The 20,389-nt window shown below is 62.2% G+C and carries 22 protein-coding genes; 14 read left to right on the top strand and 8 right to left on the bottom strand.

What is annotated here, in order from left to right:
• Window positions 1-21: 21 nt before the first annotated feature.
• Both B7H23_RS11730 and rpsU read right to left on the bottom strand, forming a co-directional pair.
• Window positions 22-810 (bottom strand): tetratricopeptide repeat protein, encoded by a 789-nt coding sequence (locus B7H23_RS11730; RefSeq protein WP_420814485.1) that lies wholly within the window; start codon window positions 808-810, stop codon window positions 22-24.
• A gap of 228 nt (window positions 811-1,038) precedes the next feature.
• Window positions 1,039-1,266, bottom strand: coding sequence for a 30S ribosomal protein S21 (gene rpsU / locus B7H23_RS11725; RefSeq protein ID WP_094077559.1), 228 nt, complete (start codon window positions 1,264-1,266; stop codon window positions 1,039-1,041).
• Window positions 1,267-1,527: 261 nt separating this feature from the next.
• Between rpsU and B7H23_RS11720 the strand changes: the two genes are divergently transcribed.
• Together B7H23_RS11720 and B7H23_RS11715 are read left to right on the top strand one after the other, a co-directional pair.
• A complete protein-coding gene (locus B7H23_RS11720) occupies window positions 1,528-2,025 on the top strand; it encodes a hypothetical protein (protein ID WP_094077558.1) in 498 nt (165 codons plus the stop codon).
• A gap of 75 nt (window positions 2,026-2,100) precedes the next feature.
• The gene (locus tag B7H23_RS11715) at window positions 2,101-2,328 is read left to right on the top strand and encodes a hypothetical protein (protein ID WP_094077557.1); all 228 of its coding nucleotides are present in this window, start codon (window positions 2,101-2,103) and stop codon (window positions 2,326-2,328) included.
• Between the two features lie 55 nt (window positions 2,329-2,383).
• Here B7H23_RS11715 and B7H23_RS11710 read toward each other — a convergent pair whose 3' ends face one another.
• The 4 genes from B7H23_RS11710 to B7H23_RS11695 are packed head-to-tail and all read right to left on the bottom strand — an operon-like array spanning window position 2,384 to window position 5,537.
• A complete protein-coding gene (locus B7H23_RS11710) occupies window positions 2,384-3,157 on the bottom strand; it encodes an SDR family NAD(P)-dependent oxidoreductase (RefSeq protein ID WP_094077556.1) in 774 nt (257 codons plus the stop codon).
• On the bottom strand, window positions 3,154-4,203 hold the full coding sequence (locus B7H23_RS11705) for a phosphotransferase family protein (RefSeq protein WP_094077555.1): 1,050 nt from the start codon (window positions 4,201-4,203) through the stop codon (window positions 3,154-3,156). The genes B7H23_RS11710 and B7H23_RS11705 overlap by 4 nt, the downstream gene beginning before the upstream one ends.
• Window positions 4,200-4,715, bottom strand: coding sequence for a MaoC family dehydratase (locus B7H23_RS11700; RefSeq protein WP_240535080.1), 516 nt, complete (start codon window positions 4,713-4,715; stop codon window positions 4,200-4,202). The genes B7H23_RS11705 and B7H23_RS11700 overlap by 4 nt, the downstream gene beginning before the upstream one ends.
• A 3-nt stretch (window positions 4,716-4,718) precedes the next feature.
• Window positions 4,719-5,537: an SDR family oxidoreductase gene (locus B7H23_RS11695; protein ID WP_094077554.1), complete on the bottom strand. Its 819-nt coding sequence runs from the start codon at window positions 5,535-5,537 to the stop codon at window positions 4,719-4,721.
• A gap of 159 nt (window positions 5,538-5,696) precedes the next feature.
• Here B7H23_RS11695 and B7H23_RS11690 point away from each other — a divergent pair, with 159 nt between their 5' ends.
• From B7H23_RS11690 to B7H23_RS15940, 11 genes are all read left to right on the top strand, one after another.
• Complete coding sequence (locus B7H23_RS11690) at window positions 5,697-6,338, top strand: TetR/AcrR family transcriptional regulator (RefSeq protein WP_094077553.1); 642 nt, start codon at window positions 5,697-5,699, stop codon at window positions 6,336-6,338.
• A 4-nt stretch (window positions 6,339-6,342) separates the two neighbouring features.
• Entirely contained in the window at window positions 6,343-7,581 is a 1,239-nt protein-coding gene (locus tag B7H23_RS11685) for an acyl-CoA dehydrogenase family protein (RefSeq protein ID WP_094077552.1), read from the top strand.
• A 2-nt stretch (window positions 7,582-7,583) separates the two neighbouring features.
• Entirely contained in the window at window positions 7,584-8,564 is a 981-nt protein-coding gene (locus B7H23_RS11680) for an NADPH:quinone oxidoreductase family protein (RefSeq protein ID WP_094077551.1), read from the top strand.
• Complete coding sequence (locus tag B7H23_RS11675) at window positions 8,561-9,601, top strand: alcohol dehydrogenase catalytic domain-containing protein (RefSeq protein WP_094077550.1); 1,041 nt, start codon at window positions 8,561-8,563, stop codon at window positions 9,599-9,601. Before B7H23_RS11680 ends, B7H23_RS11675 begins: the two co-directional genes overlap by 4 nt.
• Before the next feature lie 85 nt (window positions 9,602-9,686).
• Complete coding sequence (locus B7H23_RS11670; RefSeq protein WP_094077549.1) at window positions 9,687-10,562, top strand: branched-chain amino acid ABC transporter permease; 876 nt, start codon at window positions 9,687-9,689, stop codon at window positions 10,560-10,562.
• A 4-nt stretch (window positions 10,563-10,566) separates the two neighbouring features.
• A complete protein-coding gene (locus B7H23_RS11665) occupies window positions 10,567-11,667 on the top strand; it encodes a branched-chain amino acid ABC transporter permease (protein WP_094077548.1) in 1,101 nt (366 codons plus the stop codon).
• Window positions 11,664-12,446: an ABC transporter ATP-binding protein gene (locus B7H23_RS11660; protein ID WP_094077547.1), complete on the top strand. Its 783-nt coding sequence runs from the start codon at window positions 11,664-11,666 to the stop codon at window positions 12,444-12,446. The genes B7H23_RS11665 and B7H23_RS11660 overlap by 4 nt, the downstream gene beginning before the upstream one ends.
• Window positions 12,443-13,264, top strand: coding sequence for an ABC transporter ATP-binding protein (locus B7H23_RS11655; protein WP_173861903.1), 822 nt, complete (start codon window positions 12,443-12,445; stop codon window positions 13,262-13,264). The genes B7H23_RS11660 and B7H23_RS11655 overlap by 4 nt, the downstream gene beginning before the upstream one ends.
• A 16-nt stretch (window positions 13,265-13,280) precedes the next feature.
• Window positions 13,281-15,173, top strand: a complete 1,893-nt coding sequence (locus B7H23_RS11650) for an AMP-dependent synthetase/ligase (RefSeq protein WP_094077546.1) — start codon at window positions 13,281-13,283, stop codon at window positions 15,171-15,173.
• 65 nt (window positions 15,174-15,238) lie between these two features.
• Entirely contained in the window at window positions 15,239-16,453 is a 1,215-nt protein-coding gene (locus tag B7H23_RS11645) for an ABC transporter substrate-binding protein (protein WP_205320035.1), read from the top strand.
• Between the two features lie 50 nt (window positions 16,454-16,503).
• Window positions 16,504-16,800: a hypothetical protein gene (locus B7H23_RS15940; protein WP_143534767.1), complete on the top strand. Its 297-nt coding sequence runs from the start codon at window positions 16,504-16,506 to the stop codon at window positions 16,798-16,800.
• 135 nt (window positions 16,801-16,935) lie between these two features.
• On the opposite strand, the gene B7H23_RS11640 is transcribed toward B7H23_RS15940, so the two are convergent.
• Together B7H23_RS11640 and ald are read right to left on the bottom strand one after the other, a co-directional pair.
• Window positions 16,936-18,459 (bottom strand): malonate--CoA ligase, encoded by a 1,524-nt coding sequence (locus B7H23_RS11640; RefSeq protein WP_094077544.1) that lies wholly within the window; start codon window positions 18,457-18,459, stop codon window positions 16,936-16,938.
• Window positions 18,460-18,623: 164 nt separating this feature from the next.
• Window positions 18,624-19,745, bottom strand: coding sequence for an alanine dehydrogenase (gene ald / locus B7H23_RS11635; protein WP_094077543.1), 1,122 nt, complete (start codon window positions 19,743-19,745; stop codon window positions 18,624-18,626).
• Window positions 19,746-19,879: 134 nt separating this feature from the next.
• On the opposite strand from ald, the gene B7H23_RS11630 reads away from it, so the two are divergent.
• A complete protein-coding gene (locus B7H23_RS11630) occupies window positions 19,880-20,338 on the top strand; it encodes an Lrp/AsnC family transcriptional regulator (RefSeq protein WP_206608893.1) in 459 nt (152 codons plus the stop codon).
• The last annotated feature ends 51 nt before the right edge of the window (window positions 20,339-20,389 follow it).

The following is a 20,389-nucleotide window of genomic DNA, read 5'->3' as shown; positions in this document are numbered from 1 at the left end:
CCTTGGCGGATTCCTGACGGTCTAGCTGGTAACGCGTCGCAGGCCTTCGCGGGCCGGTGCGTAGGACGGATCGAGCTTTGTCGCCTGCAGATAGGATTTACGCGCGCGGGCCGAGTCGCCACGGCGTTCATAGATCAGCGCCTGGTTCGCCCAGCTTTCCGCCACTTCATTGTCGAGCTTGATGGCCTGATTAAAGTCGGCGAACGCATTGTCCTCGTCGCCCTGGGCCAGATAGGATAGGCCACGTCCATTGTATGGCGCGGGTGCGTCGTTTTGCAGCGAGATGGCGGAAGCGAAGTCCTCGATGGCGTAATTGTGCTGACCCTGCTGCTGATAGAGCAGCCCACGATTGTAATAGGCGCGCGCATCGGTTGTATCGAGCCGGATCGCCTGCTCGTAATCCTGGAAGGCCGCCTGCGTGCGGTTCAGGTCGCGATAGAGGTTGCCGCGACCGATATAGGCGGCGTCATAGCTCTGATTGATCGAAATGGCGCGGTTATAGTCGGCCAGAGCGCCAGTGCGGTCGCCCTTCAGGCGCTTGATCAGGCCGCGGTTGGCCCAGGCCTGATAGTAGTTCGGGTTGATCTGCAGCGCCCTGTCGAAATCGGCAAGGGCCGCATCGTAGCGGCCAGCCTTGCCGTAAGCCGATCCGCGCACATTGTAGGCTGCCGGATCGTTGGGACTGCGCTGGATCACGGCGCTCAGGGAGGCGATATTCTCGGTCGAGCCTTCGGCAGTGTCGAGCGCGGTCAATTGTTGGCCGGTGCCGGTCTGACAGGCCGCCAGCGGCACGAACAGACACAGGGCCATGACGCGAAGCGCCGGAAACGGACGGTTCGCCGTTCGTGAATGGGATGCTTGCGACATGGCTTGCCAGATTGGCGTCTCGCGGAAGGTCGGTTTCAGCACGTCGTATGGTCCCCCTCAGGACAGTCCGGCTCCTGCCGGCCAACGTCTCGGTCGGCATATGAAAATGGCGGTAGGTTCCCCCACCGCCATCGGCACATAACGTTCGATTCGGTCAAAAAGGCGGCGCGATCAACGCGCGCCAGGACGACCGCCAAGAAGGCCTTCGCGCTGCGCGCGCTTGCGGGCCAGCTTGCGGGCGCGGCGAACGGCCTCGGCCTTTTCGCGGGCGCGCTTTTCGGACGGCTTCTCGTAATGGCCGCGCATCTTCATTTCGCGGAAGATACCCTCGCGCTGCATTTTCTTCTTCAGCGCGCGAAGAGCCTGATCAACATTGTTGTCTCGAACGAGTACCTGCACTTAAACGACCGTCCTGTCTTTTTTGCCCAAGCCATGGGCCGGTTGATAGATAAGCGAATGTCCGTTCCCGCTGGAACGCCCGAACCACCATGGGGTTGAGGAGCAAGACAAGCGCCGCGGTGCCGCCCGGCACTACGAATTGGAGCGGCCTATAGCAAAGAAGGGGCAATCTGTCCAGCCATTGTTGCCATCGGTACGCTGGCAGCGGACAGTCCTTTATCCCACATAAGGAAGCCGTAGGCGACGAGGTGTGAGGGCCCGATGACGCAAATCGCTATTGGACCGGGTCTTGCGGAACGAATCGTCGCCCTGGACGCCGAGGGCTATGATCGCGCGGATATTGCGATCTGGCTTCAGCAGCAGGGCCTGCCCGCCGAACATGCATCGACGCTCGTCGCAGAAATTCTCGAGGCCGAAGCGATGGGGGAGATGGCCCGGCGGGGCGCAAAACCTCCCCTGCCGCCGGTTGCGAAGGCCTCGCGCGGAGTGTTGCGTTTCGCCGCAGCCGCATTGCTGGTTCTGGCCGCATCGTCGCTGACGGCCTGGCTGGCGGGGTTTCTGCCGGACATTTTCGGCTGGGTGAAACTTTACGGTATCGGGCTTCTGTTCGGCCGGCTACTGGCCACTGTGGCCGGGCTCGTCTTCGCGCTGATCGGTATCGCGATGGGCGCGGACGGCCGCGATTACCCGCTCATGGCCGGTGCGCTCGCCGGGGCGGCGCTGTTCTACGGCTTCGTTCTGCAATGGGGCGGCTTCTGATCGCCGCAAGCGAGGAACGAAAGGCGGGATTGCCGCGTTTGCCGTTCATAATCCAAAACGATTGAGGGACTTACGATGACCGATCTTATTGCTTCACAATCGATTGCCGAGCAGGGTTTCCTGGCCACGCTTCTGCTGGGCGGCGACAAATCGCCGGCGGACGAATTCAAGGAAGACCGCAAGAAAGACAAAGGCAAGATGATGGAGGACGAAGAGGTCGATGAGGGTCTGGAAGACACATTCCCCGCATCCGACCCAGTTTCGCCGACGCGCACTGACAAGCCTGCCGGCGCGGCGGACTGAATTCGTTTTTACCTGTACGTCACGATACGACCCCGCACGATTGTGCGGGGTTTTTCTATATCGACCCGATACCGCCATCCACGGCGATTGCCTGACCTGTCATGAAGCCATTTGCCGGATCGGCAGCGAACAGGATCGCGGCGACCACCTCGCTGACTTCACCAAGACGGCCCATCGGCACGCCGCGTGTCATGAAGGCCTCGGCCTCCGCTTCGGGTTGGCCGGATCGGGCGATTTCGTCGAGCGCCATCGGGGTGCGGGCAAATGCCGGACAGACCGCGTTGACGCGAATGCCGCGTCGCGCGTTTTCTGCCGCCGCCGTTTTCGTCAGCCCGACCACGCCATGCTTGGCTGCGGCGTAGACGCCGAGACCCGGCGCGCCGCCGAGGCCCGCCACCGATGCGATGTTGACGATGGCGCAGCCATTACGTGTTTTTGCTTCCGCCTGTAGCGCGGGGATCTGGGCAGCCAGTGCATGAAAGACTCCCATCAGGTCCACTTCGACGACCTTTCGGGCAAGATCGGCCGGAATGTCTTCCAGCCGACTGTACGAATGCGCGATACCAGCATTGTTTATCGCGATATCGAGACGTCCGAACCGCTCTTTGGCGACCGTCACCAATGTGTCGTGAAGGGATGGTTCGGTGACATCGCCCGACACATAGGCGAACCGGTCCGGCTCCAGTTCCGCCAGTGCTTCCGACGGTTCGCCGGCGAGATCGGAAAGGACGAGCAGGGCGCCTTCCGCCGCGAGTGCCTTGGCCGCCGCCGTGCCGAAGCCGCCATTGGCGCCGGTAACAATGATCGTGCGGTTTTCGAAGCGGTTCATGATCGTGCGTCCTCACTCAGCGACTTCACAGCGAGCTGGGCGAGAAGCGGCACGGCCCGGCCCATCTGTTTGCCGCGTTCGGGATTGGCCGCGTTGCCGTCAAGCGCGCGGCGGTAGACGCCCTGAAGGATGGCGGCCAGCCGGAAGAAGGAAAAGGCGATGTAGTAGTTCCAGTTGTCCGGTCGGGCGATGCCGCGCCGTTCGCAATAGCGCGCAACGTAATCCTCTTCCGAGGGCAATCCGTGTGACGCGCGATCGATGCCTCCAAGGCCCTTGAAGCCGCCCTGATGCGGCAGGCGCCATTGCATGCATTGATAGGCGAGATCGGCGAAGGGATGGCCGAGCGTCGACAGCTCCCAGTCGAGCAGTGCGATAACTTGCGGCCGGTCGGGTGCGAACATCATATTGTCGAGACGATAATCCCCATGCACGAGGCTGACATGGCCGTCATCCTCCGGCTCGTTCTCATCCAGCCAGGCGATCAGCCGGTCCATGGCTTCGATGGTGTCGGTTTCGGATGCGCGATACTGCTTGGTCCAACGGGAGAACTGCCGGGAGAAATAAGAGCCGGGCTTGCCGTAGTCGCTCAAGCCGACCGCCTCGACATCCACCGAATGAAGGGCGGCGAGCGTGGCGTTCATCGCATCGTAGATCGCCGCGCGCTCCTCGTTCGATTTCGTTTCGGGAACCAGCGGGTCCCAGAAGATGCGGCCTTCCTTGAACTCCATAATGTAGAATTGTCGCCCGATCGGGCTTTCGTCCCCGTCCGGCGACAGCGCGTAGACCTTCGGTACTGGCACATCGGTATCCGCGAGGGCGGATATAACGCGGTATTCCCGATCGACCTGATGGGCTGACTTCAAGAGGTCGCCCGGCGGCTTGGCGCGGAGCACATAGCGGCCGCTTTTCGCATCGATCCGGTAGGTCGGGTTCGACTGGCCCGCCGTTATCTTCTCGATCGCCTGGAAGGCCTCGAACCCTTCGACATGCTTTTCGAGCCACGGTGCGATGCCGTCAGCGGAGATGCCTTTCGGTTCATTTGTCATTTGGCTGCCTCCTCGATCATGGCCAGCGTTATCCACCGCGCGATCAGGGCGGGCCGTTCCTGCCCTTCGATCTCCACCTCCACGCGCCAAGTGAATTGAACATGGCCAGAGGGCCGCGTCGACAGATCGAGCAAGGTAAAGTTTCCGCGGGTCCGGCTTCCCGAAGGAACGGGCGCAAGAAAGCGGATTTCGTCGAAGCCGTAATTGATGCCGGTCGTCTGACCTTCCAGGGGCGGGATCGCCTCATAGGCGAAGGCCGATAGAAGCGAGAGCGTCAGAAAGCCATGGGCGATGGTGGTCGGAAAGGGCGTTTCGGCCCGGACCCGTTGTTCGTCCAGATGGATGAAGTTGTGGTCGTCGGTGATGTCCGCGAAGGCGGCGATCCTCGGCTGGTCGATGAGATGCCAGCTCGAACGGCCTATGGGTTTGCCGATACTGCCGCGCAGATCATCGAAAGAGACGCTTTGCAAGGGCTCGGCATCCTGCGTTCCGACGCTTTTGCGAGTGGTCACGATCTAGTCCTGAAACAGCTTCATGCCGTGCTGCACCGACTGCCCGCCATCGAGTGGCAGGATCGCGCCGGTGACGTATGCGCCGGCGCGCGAACACAGATAGAGGATGGCGCCGGCCATGTCGTCCGGCGCGCCGATGCGACCGAGCGGCACCTGCTTGCCGACCGCTTCGGCCTGCTCGTCGGTTGCTGTGGCGAACGCTGTCATGCGACTCTGGAAAGGGCCGGGCGCGAAGGCGTTCACCGTGATCCGGCGCTCGGAGAACTCATTGGCAAGCGTTCGGGTCAGATGATGAACCGCCGCCTTGGAGGCCGTATAGGAATAGGCGCCCTCGGCAATCGGCTGCGTGCCCATGACCGAGCCGATATTGACGACGCGCGCCGGGTCCTCGTCGGAGGCAGCTTCTTCCAACAGGGGCAAGAGGTTGCGGGTCAGATGGAAGATCGCAGCCACATTGATGCTCATCACCTTCTGCCATGCGCCGTAGGGAAAATCCTCGAAGTGGGCGCCCCAGGAAACGCCGGCATTGTTGACCAGGATCGACAGGCGGTCCGTTCGCTCCTTCACCGCAGTAGTAAGCGCTTCGAGACCTTCCTCGGTCGACACATCCGCGCCGAACCCTTCGGCCGAGCCAGGCGCGTCCATGCCGTTCAGTTCGTCGGCAACGGCCTTGCAGTCCTCTGCCTTGCGCGAGGCGATCATCACATGAGCGCCGCCATGTACGAGACCGGTAGCGATCATTCGGCCAATGCCGGTCGCGCCGCCCGTCACCAGCGCAGTCTTGCCCGCCACCGAGAAAAGGTCTGAAGTGAAATCGTTCATCGCGGCCTCCCAACCTGGCGCGGGGCGAAAACCGCTCTCCGCGTTGACAACATACCGAGTAGTATGCTCACATCGTCAAGAAGCACAAGAGCCGCCGGGAACGGTTCGCCGAATTGAAGGACCGGGACTCTTTCAAACGGGCGCTGCGAGGAGGAGAGGATGGCCAGCCAAGTCTCAAGCGAGAACTGGATGCCGGAGAATTCCCGCCTGGAGATTCTGCAGGCGGCGGCGGAAAGCTTCGAGCAACGTGGATTCTCCGCCACGTCGATTGATGATGTCGCGCGAATGCTCGGTTGCACCAAGGGGCGGATCTACCATCATTTCGGCTCGAAGGCCGATCTCTTCGCGGCGGTTTTCCGCCTGGGCATGGAGATGAATTTCGCCGCCGTCGAACCGCTGACCCATACCGATGCAAGCGCTGCCGATAAGTTGCGGATGATGGCGGAAGAGCATGTCCGCCAGATGGTGACTACGAAATCGTTCCAGCGCGTTGTCTGGGAGGGCGTGGAACTCTTGATGCGCGGTGCCTTGACGCCCGAGCAGCGGGACGAATGCCTGCGTCTTCAGCAGAGCCGCAAGCGCTATAGCGCGCTCTTTCGCGCGCAGATGAAACAGGCCAAGGCCGATGGCGCACTTCATTACGATGATCTGTCGGTTGCCACGCAGGTCCTCTTCACCTGCCTCAACTCGCCCGTCTTCTGGTACCGGCCGCGTATCGCCGACCTGCGCAAGGATCAGGACGCGGTGATCGAGCAGGTGGTGCGTTTCGGGCTGAACGGTCTTGGATTGAAGGAAGGATAGAAGCATGCCCGACATGAATCTGGGAATGACGGAACGCGCCGAGGCGCTGCGCGAACGAATCCGTACGATGATCGTCGACGAGATTCAGCCGCTGGACGACGAGTATCTGGCCGAGGTCTCAAATGGCGACCGCTGGACGCATACCGAACGCCAGATCGAGATTCTGGAGGGGCTGAAGCGAAAGGCCAAGGATGCCGGGCTCTTCAATTTCTGGCTGACCGATTCCGAACGCGGTTTCGGGCTGACGACCGTGGAATACGCCTATCTCGCCGAGGAGATGGGCAAGAGCCATCTGGCGGCCGAGATCTTCAACTGTTCCGCTCCCGATACGGGCAATATGGAGGTGTTCGAGCGCTACGGCACAGAGGCGATGAAAGAACGCTGGCTGAGGCCGCTTCTGGACGGCGAAATCCGCTCGGCCTACGCGATGACCGAGCCGGATGTCGCATCCTCCGACGCCACCAATATCTCGATGAGCTGTGTGCGCGACGGCGACCATTACGTGCTGAACGGCGAGAAGCACTGGATTTCCGGAGCGGGCGATCCCCGCTGCGCCGTCTATATCGTGATGGTCAAAACCGGTGGGGAAGACGACCCGAAACACCGTCGGCATTCGATGATCGTGGTGGATGCCGAGACGCCGGGTATCGGGATCGTGCGGCCCATGAAAGTCTTCGGCGAGGATGACGCGCCGCACGGCCACATGCATATGCGTTTCGACAATGTGCGCGTGCCGGCAGAGAACATGCTGGTGGGCGAGGGGGCCGGTTTCGAAATCGCGCAGGGACGGCTCGGGCCGGGCCGCATCCACCATTGCATGCGCGCCATCGGCAATGCCGAACGGGCGCTCGACATGCTGTGCCAGCGTTCGTTGAGGCGGGAAGCCTTCGGTAAGAAGCTGGCGCATCTCGGCGCCAATTACGACATCATCGCCGAGTGCCGGATGGAGATCGAACAGGCGCGGCTGCTTTGCCTGAAGGCGGCGTGGATGATGGATCAGGGCGACCCGCGCGCGGCTGCGCCGTGGATCAGTCAGATCAAGGTGGTGGCGCCGCGTGTTGCGCTGAAGGTCACGGACGAGGCCATTCAGATGTATGGCGGCACCGGCATCAGCCAGGACGTGCCGCTCGCCCGCATGTGGACCAATCTGCGGACGCTCCGCTTCGCCGACGGGCCGGATGCGGTGCATCGGCGACAGGTCGCCCGCGCCGAACTCAAGAAGCACACGCAGGAGAAGATTTGACCATGCGGGCAATCCTCGCCGAACAGTTCGGTCCGGTCGATGGGCTGTCCCTTGCGGAGATCGACGATCCTTCGCCCGGCAAGGGTGACGTCGTCGTGCAGGTCGGTGCCGCGGGCGTCAACTTCCCCGACGGGCTGATGGTACAGGGGCTTTATCAGGTCAAACCGCCTCTTCCCTTCGTACCGGGCATGGAGGCCGCAGGCACCGTTACGGCCGTGGGCGAGAGAGTGACTCATCTGAAGGCAGGCGACCGCATTATGGCGCTTTGCGGCACGGGCGCTTTTGCAGAACAGCTTGCTGTCTCGGCCGCCCGCTGCGTTCCGCTACCCGATGGCGTTTCGTTCTCGGACGCCTGTGCGTTGGGCGTGGGCTATTCCACCTCCCATCACGCCCTGAAACAGCGGGCCGATCTGAAAGAGGGCGAAACGCTGGTCGTGCTCGGCGCGGCGGGCCTGACCGGCCTTGCGGCGATCCAGATCGGCAAGCTCATGGGCGCGCGTGTGATCGCGGTGGCCTCAACGGACGACAAGCGCGCGCTGGCCTTGCAGAACGGCGCGGACGAGGCGATCGGTTACGACAATCTAAAGGACGATCTGAAGGCGCTGACCGGCGGCAAGGGCGTCGATGTCGCCTTCGATCCGGTCGGCGGAGACGCGTTCGACGTGCTGTCTCGCGCCATGGCATGGAACGGGCGGCTGCTCGTCATCGGTTTTGCATCCGGGCGCATTCCCGAACTGCCAATCAATCTGACGCTGGTGAAGGGCTACAGCCTGGTGGGCGTGTTCTGGGGCACCTTCACTGCAAAGGAACCCGATGTCTATGCCGACAATATGCGCGAACTGTTCGGCTGGTACGCTGCCGGAAAGATCAAGCCCGTCGTCAGCACCCGCGAGGGGTTGTCTTCGGTCACGAGCGCGCTGGCCGAGGTGCTGGGCCGCCGGGCCACCGGCAAGATCGTTATCGTCCCGGAGGAGACCCGATGAACCTTCCGAAGGCCATGAAGGCGCTGATACAGAAGCATGACGGCTATGCCGGCGACAACGAACGCAGCGGCTTTTCCCTCGAAGCGCTCGACCCTTACGTCGAACTGGCGGAAATTGACCTGCCATCGCCGGACAAGGGGCAGGTTCTGGTGAAGGTGGCGCGGGCGGCGGTCAATCCGTCCGATGTCATGTTCATCAAGGGCATGTACGGCCAGCCGCGCCGAAAAGGCCTGCCAGCCGGCTTCGAGGGCTGCGGCACGGTCGTCGCCACCGGCGCCGGGGCGGAAGGACTGGAAGGTATGCGGGTCGCATTCGTTGCAGGGCGCAGCGGCTTCGGCTCCTGGGCCGAATATGCCGTGGCGGATGCGGCGATGTGCATTCCGCTGATCGATGGGGTCTCCGACGAGGACGGCGCGTCGATGATCGTCAACCCGCTGACGGCGCTGGCGATGCTTTCCATCGTCAAGGAGGCGGGGTCCAAAAGCTTCATCGTGACGGCGGCAGCGAGCCAGCTTTGCAAGCTCATCATCGGCCAGGCGGCGGCGGACGGGCTGTCCGCCATCGGGATCGTGCGGCGCGACGAGCAGATCGACCTGCTCAAGGGGCACGGCGCGGCGCATGTCCTCAACCAGAAGGCCGACGATTTCGACGAGCGGATCGCCGAGATTTGCCGCGTGGAAAAACCGCTCATCCTGTTGGATGCCGTGGCTGGTCCAAGCTCTTCCACGGCGTTTCACGCCATGGGCAGGGGCGCGCGCTGGGTAATTTACGGACGGCTGGAGGAAGAGCCGCCCGTGCTTCACGAGCCGGGCGAGCTGATTTTCCTGCAGAAGCGGATCGAAGGGTTCTGGCTGACGGGGTGGCTGGCCAGTGCCAGTGAGAAGGAGCGCGCGGCCATGGCCATGCAGGCGCAGTCGAATTTCGCCAGCGGACGATGGAAAACCGATGTGACGGCGGTGGTTTCGCTGGACGATGCGAGCGGCAGGCTGCCCGATGCGTTGGGCGAGCCGAACGGTAAGGTGCTTCTGGCACCCTAGCAATTTCGGGGGCCGTTGGGAGGCGGTTCTCGGCAAACGGGCAGGCGGATGGCACCGACCATTCGCCGATGGGAGGAGACGGCGGATGGAAACCATCCAGCTGCTGGTCAGCGGACTGGCAAACGGCTGTATCTACGGGCTTATCGCCCTCGGTTTCGTGCTGATCTACAAGGCGACGGAAGCGGTCAATTTCGCGCAGGGCGACATGATGATGCTCGGCGCTTTTCTGACGCTGGGCTTCGCCAACAGCAATTTTCTGGGCCTGCCCTTCCTTATCGCGGTGCCGCTCGCGATCCTTTCGATGGGCGTGATCGGCTATCTCATCGATATCGTCATCATTCGCCGGCTGTTCGGCCAGAGCCAGGTGGCGATCGTCATTGTGACCATTGCGCTCGGTTTCGTGATGCGGTTCGCCGCCGGCAATATTTTCGGTTTCGAGCCGCAAACGCTGGAATCGCCGTTGATCGGTCGGGATGTCACTGTCGGTGGTATTTTCCTCGGTCTCGACGAATTGCTGGTGATCATCGCGACCATCGGCCTGACCGTCGGCTTCTGGCTCTATTTCAGCAACACCAAACTCGGCATTGCCATGCAGGCCGCCTCGCAGAACCAGCTGGCCGCCTATTATATGGGCATTCCCGTCAAACGCGTGCAGTCTCTGATCTGGGCGATTGCCGGCATGATGGCGGCGGTGGCCGGCATCCTCTACGCATCGAAGGGGTCGATCGATCCCAATGCCGGCCTTCTCGGCATAAAGGCCTTCGCGGCGGCGGTGATCGGCGGCATGGGCTCGCTGCCCGGCGCCCTTCTGGGCGGTATCATCGTCGGCATGATCGAGCCTTTCGCGAGCCGATACATTCCCGCAGGCTACAGTCAGGTCATGCCGTATCTTCTGCTTTTCCTCATGCTGGTCTTCCGTCCCCACGGCATTCTGGCCCAGGTCCATCGGAAGAAGGTCTGAGCGGATGCGCGTACAGTTCAAAACGAGCTACGACACCGACATCCGCCTTTTCAAGGACCGCTATCAACTGGCCTGGTACGCGGTGCTCGGTGCGACCCTGATCGCCTTGCCGTGGCTGATCGACGTTTTCATGCTTGGGGAGATCACCAATGTTCTGATCTTCGCGATCGCCGGCATGGGTCTGATGATACTCGTCGGGCAGACCGGCCAGGCGTCGCTCGGCCATGCCGCATTCCTTGCGGTGGGCTGCTACGCCAATGTGATCCTTCAGCAGCGGGCGGGCCTGCCCTTCGTCGTCGCGTTTCCGTTGGCGGGTCTCATTTCCGGCGTTCTCGGGGCGTTGATCGCGCTGCCCATGGTGCGGCTGCATGGCATTTATCTGGCCATCGCGACGCTTGCCATGTCGGTCATCACCGAAGACATCATCATCATCGCCGAGCCACTGACTGGGGGCGTCGGAGGCTTGTTTGCGCCCGACATCTCGCTGTTCGGCTATGTCATCAATCGTTATGGCGATCCGGCGGCGTTCTACTGGTTCACGCTCGCCGTTACGCTCTTTTGCGTGTGGATCTATCGCAACCTGCTGCGCAGCCCGCTGGGCCGGGCCTTCGCGGCCGTGCGCGATTCGGAAGTTTCGGCCCAGGCAATGGGCGTAAACGTGCCAAAGACCAAGGCCATCGCCTTCGGCGTGTCCACCTTCATCACCGGTCTGTCGGGCGCTATTCTGGGTCACTATATCGGCGTCTTCACGCCGGAAGCCTTCAACGTTCTGGTCTCGATCCAGCTGCTGCTGATGATCGTCGTCGGGGGGCTCGGCACCATTCACGGCGCGTTCTTCGGCGCGCTTGTCATTGCCTTGCTGCCGACCGGTATCGGCATGGCGCGCGACTGGCTCGCCGCCAATGTGGGCTTGACGACAACGGCGATCCCGGGACTCGAAACCGCGACCTTCGGTGTGATCCTGATTGCCTTCATGCTGTTCGAGCCGATGGGTCTTTACGGCATATGGGCGAAGATGCGGACCTATTTCGAACTCTTCCCCTTCTATCGACAGGGCATGTTCGTTCGCCAGAAGAGCTATTTGAAGACGGAGCGGATGCGATGAGCCTTCTTTCTGTCCGCAACGTCACGATGAAGTTCGGCGGTCTCGTGGCGGTAAACGACGTATCCTTCGATGTCGAAAAGGGCGAGGTCTTCGCATTGGTCGGGCCGAACGGGGCCGGCAAGTCGACCGTCTTCAACCTGATCAGCCGCTTCTATGACCCTTTCGAGGGCGAGATCGTCTTCGACGGGGAGAATCTGCTGGACCATGCGCCATCTGACATCGCGCAGCTCGGCATCGCCCGGACCTTCCAGAATATCGAACTGTTCGAGAACGCCACGGTCCTGCAGAACATGCTGGTCGGCCGCCACACGCATCGCACGAGCAATCTGCTGTCCGAACTGTTCTTCCTGCCCTCGGTTCGCCGAGCGGAGATCGCGCACCGACGCGCCGTCGAAGACGCCATCGATTTCCTGAACCTGCATGCCTATCGCGACCAGCTTATCGCCGGGCTGCCCTATGGCGTCCGCAAGGTGGTCGAGATGGGTCGTGCGATGGCGATCGGTCCGAAGCTGCTGCTGCTCGACGAGCCGGCATCGGGCCTTTCGATGGAAGAGACGCAGGACGTCGCCTTCTGGGTCGAGGACATCAAGAAGATTCGCGGCATTACCGTGCTGATGGTCGAACACGACATGCATCTGGTCGCATCCGTTTCCGACCGCGTGATGGCGCTGGCGGACGGCAAACGGCTGGCGCTCGGCACGCCGCAGGAGGTGCAGAACGATCCGGAGGTCATCAAGGCCTATATCGGCGCGCCGGATGACGAACAGGAGGCGGCATGATGGCGGTAGCATCGACGACCGCTGCACCGGCAACGACCGAGAGCAAGGACGATGTGGTTCTGCGGATCAGCAATCTGGAGAGCTTCTACGGGCCGATCATGGCGATCCGCGGCGCCTCGCTGATCATCCGCAGGGGACAGATCGTCACGGTGCTGGGCGCAAACGGCGCAGGCAAGACGACGCTTCTGAAGACGATTTCCGGCGTGATGGACCCGGAGAAGGGCGAGATTCTCTATCACGACAAGGACATCGCCGGCAGCGAGCCGGACAGGATCGTCCGCCAGGGTATCGTCCACGTGCCCGAAGGCCGCGAGGTCTTTCCGCTTCTGACCGTGGAAGAGAACCTCCGAATGGGCGCGTTCACCCGTTCGGATGGCGGGATCGGCGACGATATCGAAATGGTCTTCGGCTATTTTCCGATCCTACGCGAGCGACGCAGGCAGAGTGCGGGCACGCTGTCGGGCGGTCAGCAGCAAATGCTGGCGATTGGTCGCGGTCTGATGGCGCGGCCGGAGGTCATGCTACTGGACGAGCCGTCGCTCGGGCTGTCTCCCCTTCTGGTCAAGGAAATTTTCGCAATCATACGCCGACTCAATGTCGAGCGGGGCGTCACCATGCTTTTGGTGGAACAGAACGCCAAGGTCGCCTTGGATGTGGCGCATTATGGCTATGTAATGGAGCTCGGCAGGCTGGTCATGGATGGGCCGGCAGCGGACCTTGCGCAATCGAAGGACGTCCAGGAATTTTATCTGGGCGTTCGCGAGGACGAAAATCCACGCGGGCAACGTCGCTGGAAACAGCGCAAAACCTGGCGATGAGAGAAGGGGTGCGGCAATGAATGCGGACGTCAAGAGCGCAATCGGAACGTCGGTTTCCGGCATTGCCATCGAAGCCGACAGTCAAGACGGCCCATACCGGATCGACGGCTGCGATACGTTGCCCAAACTGTTCGAAAAGCGCGCCAAAGCATGGGGTGAACTGACAGCCAACCGCGAAAAGGAATACGGCATCTGGCTGTCCTATAGCTGGGCGGACTTCTACACCCATGCGCGGCTGATCGGCCTGGCCCTGCGTCAGCTCGGGCTGGAGCGGGGCGACGTGGTCTCGATCCTGTCCGAAGGCTGCAGGGAGTGGATCTACACCGATCTGGGTGTGCAATGCGTCGGCGGTATCGCTTCGGGCGTCTACACCACCGACAGCGCCAGCCAGCTTGCCTATCTGGTCAATGATAGCGGCAGCCGCTTTCTGTTCGTCGAGAATGACGAGCAACTGGATAAATATCTCACCGCTGCCGGGGAGATGCCGGACCTCAAGGGTGTCGTCGTCTTCGATGCGAAAGGGTTGCACGATTTCGAAGACAGGCGGGTGATGTTTCTGGACGATCTCTACGCCATCGGGCTGGAGGTGCTGAAGGCCGATCCGGATGCTTTCGAGGCCGAGACCGCCAAGAGCAGGCCGGAGGACACCGCCATACTGGTCTATACGTCCGGCACGACCGGCATGCCGAAGGGCGCGATGATCACGCAGGCCAACATCATCGCTGCCTGTGCCACCACGCTGTCCGCCCTGGAGCCAGGGCCGGAGGACGAGCAAGTCTGCTTTCTGCCGCTTTGCCATATCTATGAGCGCGTTTTCGGCGGCTTTCTGCCGATCGCGACCGGCTCGACGGTCAATTTCGCCGAAAGCCCGGAAACCGTTTTCGACAATGTCCGCGAGGTCTCGCCCCATGTTTTCGCGGCGGTGCCGCGCGTCTGGGAGAAGATCTATTCGCAGGTCATGATCCGGCTGTCCGAAGCGACTGCGTTGCAGCGCTGGGCGTTTTCGCGCGCGTCGCGGGCGGGCGGTCTGCGCGCCGATGCGTTGATGGCGGGGCGTAAGCCGTCGGCGGCGGTTCGGCTGTCTTACCGCTTCTGGGACTGGATGGTTCTGCGCAATGTGCGGCGGATGCTGGGTATGGATCGTTTGCGGCGCGGTACATCGGGTGCTGCTCCGATCGCGCCGGAACTGCTGCGCTGGTTCCGCTCGATCGGCGTGCCGGTTCTCGAAGGATACGGCATGAGCGAGACAACCGCCGTCATTTCGACCAATCGCGAGGAGAGCAATGCGGTCGGCACGGTGGGTCTGCCGCTGCCGGGCACGAAGGTCCGGATTGGCGAGGGCGGCGAGATCCAGGTCAGGGCGCCGACCGTCTTCAAGGGTTATTGGAACAAGCCGGACCAGACGGCCGAAACGTTCACCGAGGATGGCTGGCTGCGGACGGGCGATGTCGGTGAAGTGGCCGGAAGTGGTCATGTGCGGATAACAGGCCGCCTCAAGGACATCATCATTACCGCCGGCGGCAAGAACATTACGCCTGCGGAGATCGAGAACCGGCTGAAGTTCAGCCCTTATATTTCCGACGCGGTGGTGATCGGCGACCGGCGCAAATATCTCACCTGCCTCATCATGATCGATCAGGAGAATGTCGAGAAGTTCGCCCAGGCCCAGCGCGTTCCGTTCTCCGATTTCCGCTCGCTTTGCCGGGCGCCGGAGGTGCGCGATCTCATCGGCGGCGAGGTGGAGGCCGTGAACAAGGACTTCGCCCGCGTCGAGCAGATCAAGAATTTCCGTCTTATCGACCAGCTTCTGACAGCCGAGGATGAGGAACTGACGGCGACCATGAAGCTGAAACGCAAGACAGTAGAGACCAAATATGCTCCTCTGATCGAGGAGATGTATCAGACTTGACCGTTTCGCGCCGTTTGGCGGTGCGAGACCGCGATCTTGACCGGGAGGACACTATGAAGACTGCAATGACCAGGACGCTGTTGGCCGGCGCATTGGCCGCCGGGCTGTCGGGCGGCGCATTCGCCCAGCAGGGCGTCACCGATACGGAGGTGGTGATCGGCTCCAATGGAGACCTGTCCGGCATTTTTGCGCCCTTTAACGTGCAGGCCATCAAGGCCGCACAGCTGCGGTTCGACCAGCAGAACGAAGAGGGTGGGGTTCACGGCCGCAAGCTGCGTCTCGTAACCGAGGATCACGGCTATCAACTGCCCCGCGCGCAAGCCAATTTCAACAAGCTGGTGAACTCCGACAAGGTGTTCGCCATGATCCTCAATCTCGGCACGCCGATGAATCTTGCGGGCTATCAGATCATGGACCGGGTCAAGGTGGCCAATATCTCGCCACTGACATCGGCCAAGGCTCTGCTGGAGCAGGACGATCCGCACGGGCTGCATTATCTGGCAGGCTCGTCTTATTACGATCACCTCCAGCAGGGGGTGGCCTATCTGGCCGAAAGCGAAGGCGCACAGAACATCTGCGCCATGTATATCCCGTCCGATTTCGGCAAGGAAATCCAGAATGGGGCGAAGGACAAGGCCGAGGAACTTGGTCTGAACTGGGCAGCGGAAACCACGCACAAGCCCGATGAACAGGAGTTCGTCGGCGCGCTGACGAAACTGCGCGATGCCGGATGCGACACGGTGGCCCTGGCGCTCGGCGTCCGGCAGATCATCATCACGCTCGGCACCGCCAGGAAACTCGGCTGGAACGATGTGAACTTCATCGGCTCATCCGCCGGTTTCCACGAAGCCATCGCCAGCCAGCCCTTTGCCGACGGCTATTATGCCGCCGCTGCCTGGGCGGATTACAAGCCGCGCCTCGACACGCCCGAAGTGAAGGAGTGGTATGACGCCTACAAGGCTCGATACAATGAAGAGCCCGGCATGGCCGCAATTCTCGGATTTGGCGCCGCCGAAACCGTCATAGCAGGCCTCGAACAGGCCGGTCCGGAACTGACGCCCGAAAGCTTTCGCGAAGGCATGGAGAAGGTCCAGTTCCACGACGCGGTCGGCGATGTCGAGGTAACCTATGGACCTGGCGATCGCCAGGGCGGCGATGTCATCGTCATCAGCCGCGTCGAAGCCGGCGAGTTCAAGGAAGTGGCGCGCGTGACGGCTGATGGGAGCGAGGTTCCGGAGCGCGCGTCTGCTGGCGAAAAAGCGGTCGAATCCGCCAACTGACGTCGCGCCGGTATGGGCGCACTGATCGTTCCGGAAATTGAGGAAAGGGCATGACAACGCCCTTTTCTTCAGCGAAGGGCGGCGCACCGATCCCATGCCAGCATTTAGGGCGTCCCGGACAGCAAGTCCGGGACGTTCTTGTTCGATACCAGCGCGACGACGCTGGCCGGATGTCAGGCGGTTTCCTGGCGCTGGAGAATGCGCCGCGCGGCCACGATCATCGCTTCGAGGTTGCGCGCCTCGTGAGCATGATCGGAGTTACCCTCGTGGAGGAGACGTTCGGCGAGCGCGCGAGCATGTTCTTCCAATTCCGCGAGTATGGAATCGTGATGAAGACGTTGCAGTGATTTCACCCAAAATTTCTAAAGTCTGCGTCCCTATGGGCTGATTATCACGTTTTTTGGAAAAGAAGAGCCCTTCTGCATTAACACATGTGAAGTGGGGCACGGAAAATCGCTGTTTCGTCCGTTGGATCACGCATTCTATGCGAGAATATTCCCAAACTCCTCGCGCAAGACGTTTTTCTGGACCTTGCCCATCGTGTTGCGCGGCAGTTCCTCGACAAAAACGACACGCTTCGGCTGCTTGAAACGGGCGATTCGCCCATCGAGTGCGGATTGAATATCAGCTTCGCGCATCTCGTTCCGGCCGACGACTACGCCAACGACCGCTTCGCCGAAATCGGGATGGGGAACGCCGATGACGGCGCTTTCGACCACGCCATCGATCGCGTCGATCGCAAGCTCGATCTCCTTGGGATAGACGTTGTAGCCGCCTGTTATAATGAGATCCTTGCCGCGCCCGACAATGGAGACGTAGCCGTCCTTGTCGATCTCCCCGAGATCGCCGGTGATGAAGAACCCATCGTCGCGGAACTCCGAGGCGGTTTTCTCCGGCATGCGCCAATAGCCCTTGAAGACGTTCGGCCCCTTCACCTCGATCATGCCGATCTCGCCATCCGGCAGTCGGTTTCCGCTATCGGGATCGGTGATGCGCAGTTCGACATCCGGTAGCGGGAAGCCGACCGTGCCGGCGCGGCGCTCGCCGTCATAGGGGTTCGAGGTGTTCATGTTGGTCTCGGTCATGCCGTAGCGTTCGAGAATGCGTTGGCCGGTCCGCTCCTCGAAGGCGCGGTGGGTCTCCGCCAGAAGCGGGGCCGAACCGGATGTGAAGAGCCGCATATGGGCGGTGGCGTCACCCGTAAGGCGTTCATCGTCCAGCATGCGCGTATAGAAGGTCGGCACACCCATCATCGATGTCGCATCCGGCAGATGCGCGAAAACCGCATCCAGATCGAATTTCGGCAGGACGATCATCGATCCACCGGCGACCATCAGCGTGTTCGTCGCGACGAACAGGCCGTGCGTATGGAAGATCGGCAGGGCGTGGAGCAGAACATCGCGCTCCGTGAAGCGCCAGAAATCGGCCAGCATGATCGCGTTCGACAGGAGATTGTCATGCGTCAGCATCGCGCCTTTGGAACGACCGGTCGTGCCGGATGTGTAAAGGATCGCGGCCAGATCGTCCGGATCGCGCGCCACCGTTTCGAACCGTTCGGACGCGCATGCCGCCTTTTGCGCCAGCGATCCGTCGACGTGCCCTTCATTGCTGCCGACGCCAAGCGTCTCGACAATCGCGCCAGCCTCTGTAGCGACGGCCGAAAGCGTGTTGTCCTTCCCCGGCGCGCAGACGAAGAGGCGCGGTTCGGCATCGCCCAGAAAGTAGCCGATCTCGGCGGCGGTATAGGCCGTGTTGAGGGGCAGAAACACGCCGCCCGCCCGGATCGTCGCCAGATAGAGGATCAGCGCGTCGACGGACTTGTCCACTTGCGCGGCCACCCGATCGCCTGGTTCCAGTCCAAGGCCGATCAGCGCATTGGCATAGCGGGCAGCCGCCGCTTCCGTATCGCCGTAGCTCAACGAAAGGCCGCAGGCCGTTCTGACGAAATTGCGTTGCGGTTTTGCCAGTCCCGGCCCGGTCAGCCCGTTGAACAGATGGTTCGTCATTTCATACCCCTCGCATCGCCCGGTTGCCGAAGGCGGCGTCGGACGCAAAGGGTTACGATCGCAGGTCGTCTGTCAATGACGGACCGTCGGCGGCACGCGCATGCAAGGGGCTCTTGGCAATGGGGCGGGTGGAAAGGCCGGCGGACCGGCCTTCCCGAACCCGATCAGCTCATCTTCAGCACGTCTTCGGCGGTGGTGCTCGGCCCGTCGACCGATTCGATCACAGCCGGATGGGTCAGCTTGCCGTCGGCGACATTGAGGCCGGCCCGCAAATGCGCATTGGCGCGCAGCGCGTCCTTCCAGCCGAGATCGGCAATGGAAAGGGCGTGCGGCAGGGTGACGTTGTTCAGCGCATAGGTGCTGGTGCGCGCCACCGCGCCGGGCATGTTGGCCACGCAATAATGGACTACACCGTCGACCGTGAAGGTCGGGTCTTCATGGGTGGTCGCCTTGGAGGTTTCGAAGCAGCCGCCCTGATCGATGGCGACGTCGACCAGCACCGCGCCGCTCTTCATCGTGGAGAGGTGCTGGCGGGTGACGAGCTTGGGCGCGGCAGCGCCCGGAATGAGCACCGCGCCGATGACGAGATCCGCCTGGACCAGCTCGGCTTCCAGATTCATGCGGCTGGCGAAGCTGGTGGCGGCGCGCGATTCGAAATGCGAGGCGAGGCGCTCCAGCACGTCGGGGTTGCGATCGAGGATGGTGACGCGCGCGCCAAGGCCGGTCGCCATCTGCGCGGCGTTGAAGCCGACTACGCCGCCGCCGATGATCAGGACGCGCGCCGGCAGCACGCCGGGCACGCCGCCGAGCAGCACGCCGCGGCCGCCATTGGGCGTCTCGAGCGCCGTGGCGCCGGCCTGCACGGAAAGGCGGCCCGCCACCTGGCTCATCGGTTTCAGCAGCGGCAACCCGCCGCCGGGGCCGGTCACGGTCTCATAGGCGATGCAGGCGGCGCCCGAGGCCATCAGGTCTTTCGCCTGTTCGGGGTCCGGAGCCAGATGCAGATAGGTGTAGAGGATCTGGCCCTCGCGCAGCATCTTGCGCTCGTTCGCCTGCGGCTCCTTGACCTTCACGATCATATCGGCGGACGCGAAGATCTCGTCGGGCGTATCGGCGATCGTCGCGCCGGCTGTTCGGTAATCGTCGTCGGTCGCGCCGATGCCCATGCCCGCATTGGCCTGCACCGTGACCTGATGGCCGTGGCGCACGCATTCGGCGGCGCTCTCGGGCGTCAGGCCGACGCGGTATTCGTGGTTCTTGATTTCCTTCGGAACGCCAATGCGCATCGCCATCCTCCATCTGATGCATCGCAACTGAGGGTAAGAGTACGATAACACGGCCTGAAAGGGTTTGCTTTTTCTGCGTCAATCTGCCTTTGTATCGGAAAATCTTGCGTTATTTACGTTGAAGCGCAAAGAAGATGCAGATCGACCGGATCGACACGAAATTGTTGCGCATCTTGCAGACCGACAGCCAGCCGGGCATGCAGGAGCTGGGCGAGGCGGTCGGGCTCAGCGCGTCGGCCTGCCACCGCCGCATCAAGGCGATGGAGCGGGCGGGGATCATCGACGGCTATCGCGCGATGCTGAGCGCATCGGCGCTCGGCTTTTCGCTGATCTTCTTCGTCGAGGTGAGCCTGACGACACAGAGCGAAGCGGGCCTGCGCCAGTTCGAAGAGGCGGTGCGCAACGCGCCGGAGATCCTCGAATGCTTTCTGATGGCCGGCTCGGCCGATTACGTGCTGCGGATCGTGGCGCGCGATGCGGAGGATTTCGAGCGGGTGCACCGGAAGGTGCTGTCGAGCCTGCCAGGCGTGACGCGCCTGCAATCCAACATGATCATCCGCACGGTGAAGACCGATCCCGGCCTGCCGCTGTGACGGGCGGGCCGCCTGTGACGAGCGGAGGAGCCGCTTTGCGTTCAGCGTAAG

It is taken from the genome of Notoacmeibacter marinus, from assembly GCF_002238045.1.
Classification (GTDB): Bacteria; Pseudomonadota; Alphaproteobacteria; order Rhizobiales; family Rhizobiaceae; genus Notoacmeibacter; species Notoacmeibacter marinus.
The sequence above is the reverse complement of the archived record's forward strand: the minus strand, read 5'-3'. Positions and strand labels throughout refer to the sequence as shown.

What these genes read in the sequence shown, in the direction of transcription:
- B7H23_RS11685 (WP_094077552.1), top strand. Translation starts at nt 6,343, where the DNA reads ATGCCCGACATGAATCTGGGAATGACGGAACGCGCCGAGGCGCTGCGC.
- B7H23_RS15940 (WP_143534767.1), top strand. Translation starts at nt 16,504, where the DNA reads ATGACAACGCCCTTTTCTTCAGCGAAGGGCGGCGCACCGATCCCATGC.
- B7H23_RS11655 (WP_173861903.1), top strand. Translation starts at nt 12,443, where the DNA reads ATGATGGCGGTAGCATCGACGACCGCTGCACCGGCAACGACCGAGAGC.
- B7H23_RS11720 (WP_094077558.1), top strand. Translation starts at nt 1,528, where the DNA reads ATGACGCAAATCGCTATTGGACCGGGTCTTGCGGAACGAATCGTCGCC.
- B7H23_RS11680 (WP_094077551.1), top strand. Translation starts at nt 7,584, where the DNA reads ATGCGGGCAATCCTCGCCGAACAGTTCGGTCCGGTCGATGGGCTGTCC.
- B7H23_RS11675 (WP_094077550.1), top strand. Translation starts at nt 8,561, where the DNA reads ATGAACCTTCCGAAGGCCATGAAGGCGCTGATACAGAAGCATGACGGC.
- B7H23_RS11630 (WP_206608893.1), top strand. Translation starts at nt 19,880, where the DNA reads ATGCAGATCGACCGGATCGACACGAAATTGTTGCGCATCTTGCAGACC.
- B7H23_RS11730 (WP_420814485.1), bottom strand. Translation starts at nt 810, where the DNA reads ATGGCCCTGTGTCTGTTCGTGCCGCTGGCGGCCTGTCAGACCGGCACC.
- B7H23_RS11705 (WP_094077555.1), bottom strand. Translation starts at nt 4,203, where the DNA reads ATGACAAATGAACCGAAAGGCATCTCCGCTGACGGCATCGCACCGTGG.
- B7H23_RS11660 (WP_094077547.1), top strand. Translation starts at nt 11,664, where the DNA reads ATGAGCCTTCTTTCTGTCCGCAACGTCACGATGAAGTTCGGCGGTCTC.
- B7H23_RS11715 (WP_094077557.1), top strand. Translation starts at nt 2,101, where the DNA reads ATGACCGATCTTATTGCTTCACAATCGATTGCCGAGCAGGGTTTCCTG.
- B7H23_RS11665 (WP_094077548.1), top strand. Translation starts at nt 10,567, where the DNA reads ATGCGCGTACAGTTCAAAACGAGCTACGACACCGACATCCGCCTTTTC.
- ald (WP_094077543.1), bottom strand. Translation starts at nt 19,745, where the DNA reads ATGCGCATTGGCGTTCCGAAGGAAATCAAGAACCACGAATACCGCGTC.
- B7H23_RS11640 (WP_094077544.1), bottom strand. Translation starts at nt 18,459, where the DNA reads ATGACGAACCATCTGTTCAACGGGCTGACCGGGCCGGGACTGGCAAAA.
- B7H23_RS11650 (WP_094077546.1), top strand. Translation starts at nt 13,281, where the DNA reads ATGAATGCGGACGTCAAGAGCGCAATCGGAACGTCGGTTTCCGGCATT.
- B7H23_RS11645 (WP_205320035.1), top strand. Translation starts at nt 15,239, where the DNA reads ATGACCAGGACGCTGTTGGCCGGCGCATTGGCCGCCGGGCTGTCGGGC.
- B7H23_RS11695 (WP_094077554.1), bottom strand. Translation starts at nt 5,537, where the DNA reads ATGAACGATTTCACTTCAGACCTTTTCTCGGTGGCGGGCAAGACTGCG.
- B7H23_RS11710 (WP_094077556.1), bottom strand. Translation starts at nt 3,157, where the DNA reads ATGAACCGCTTCGAAAACCGCACGATCATTGTTACCGGCGCCAATGGC.
- B7H23_RS11690 (WP_094077553.1), top strand. Translation starts at nt 5,697, where the DNA reads ATGGCCAGCCAAGTCTCAAGCGAGAACTGGATGCCGGAGAATTCCCGC.
- B7H23_RS11670 (WP_094077549.1), top strand. Translation starts at nt 9,687, where the DNA reads ATGGAAACCATCCAGCTGCTGGTCAGCGGACTGGCAAACGGCTGTATC.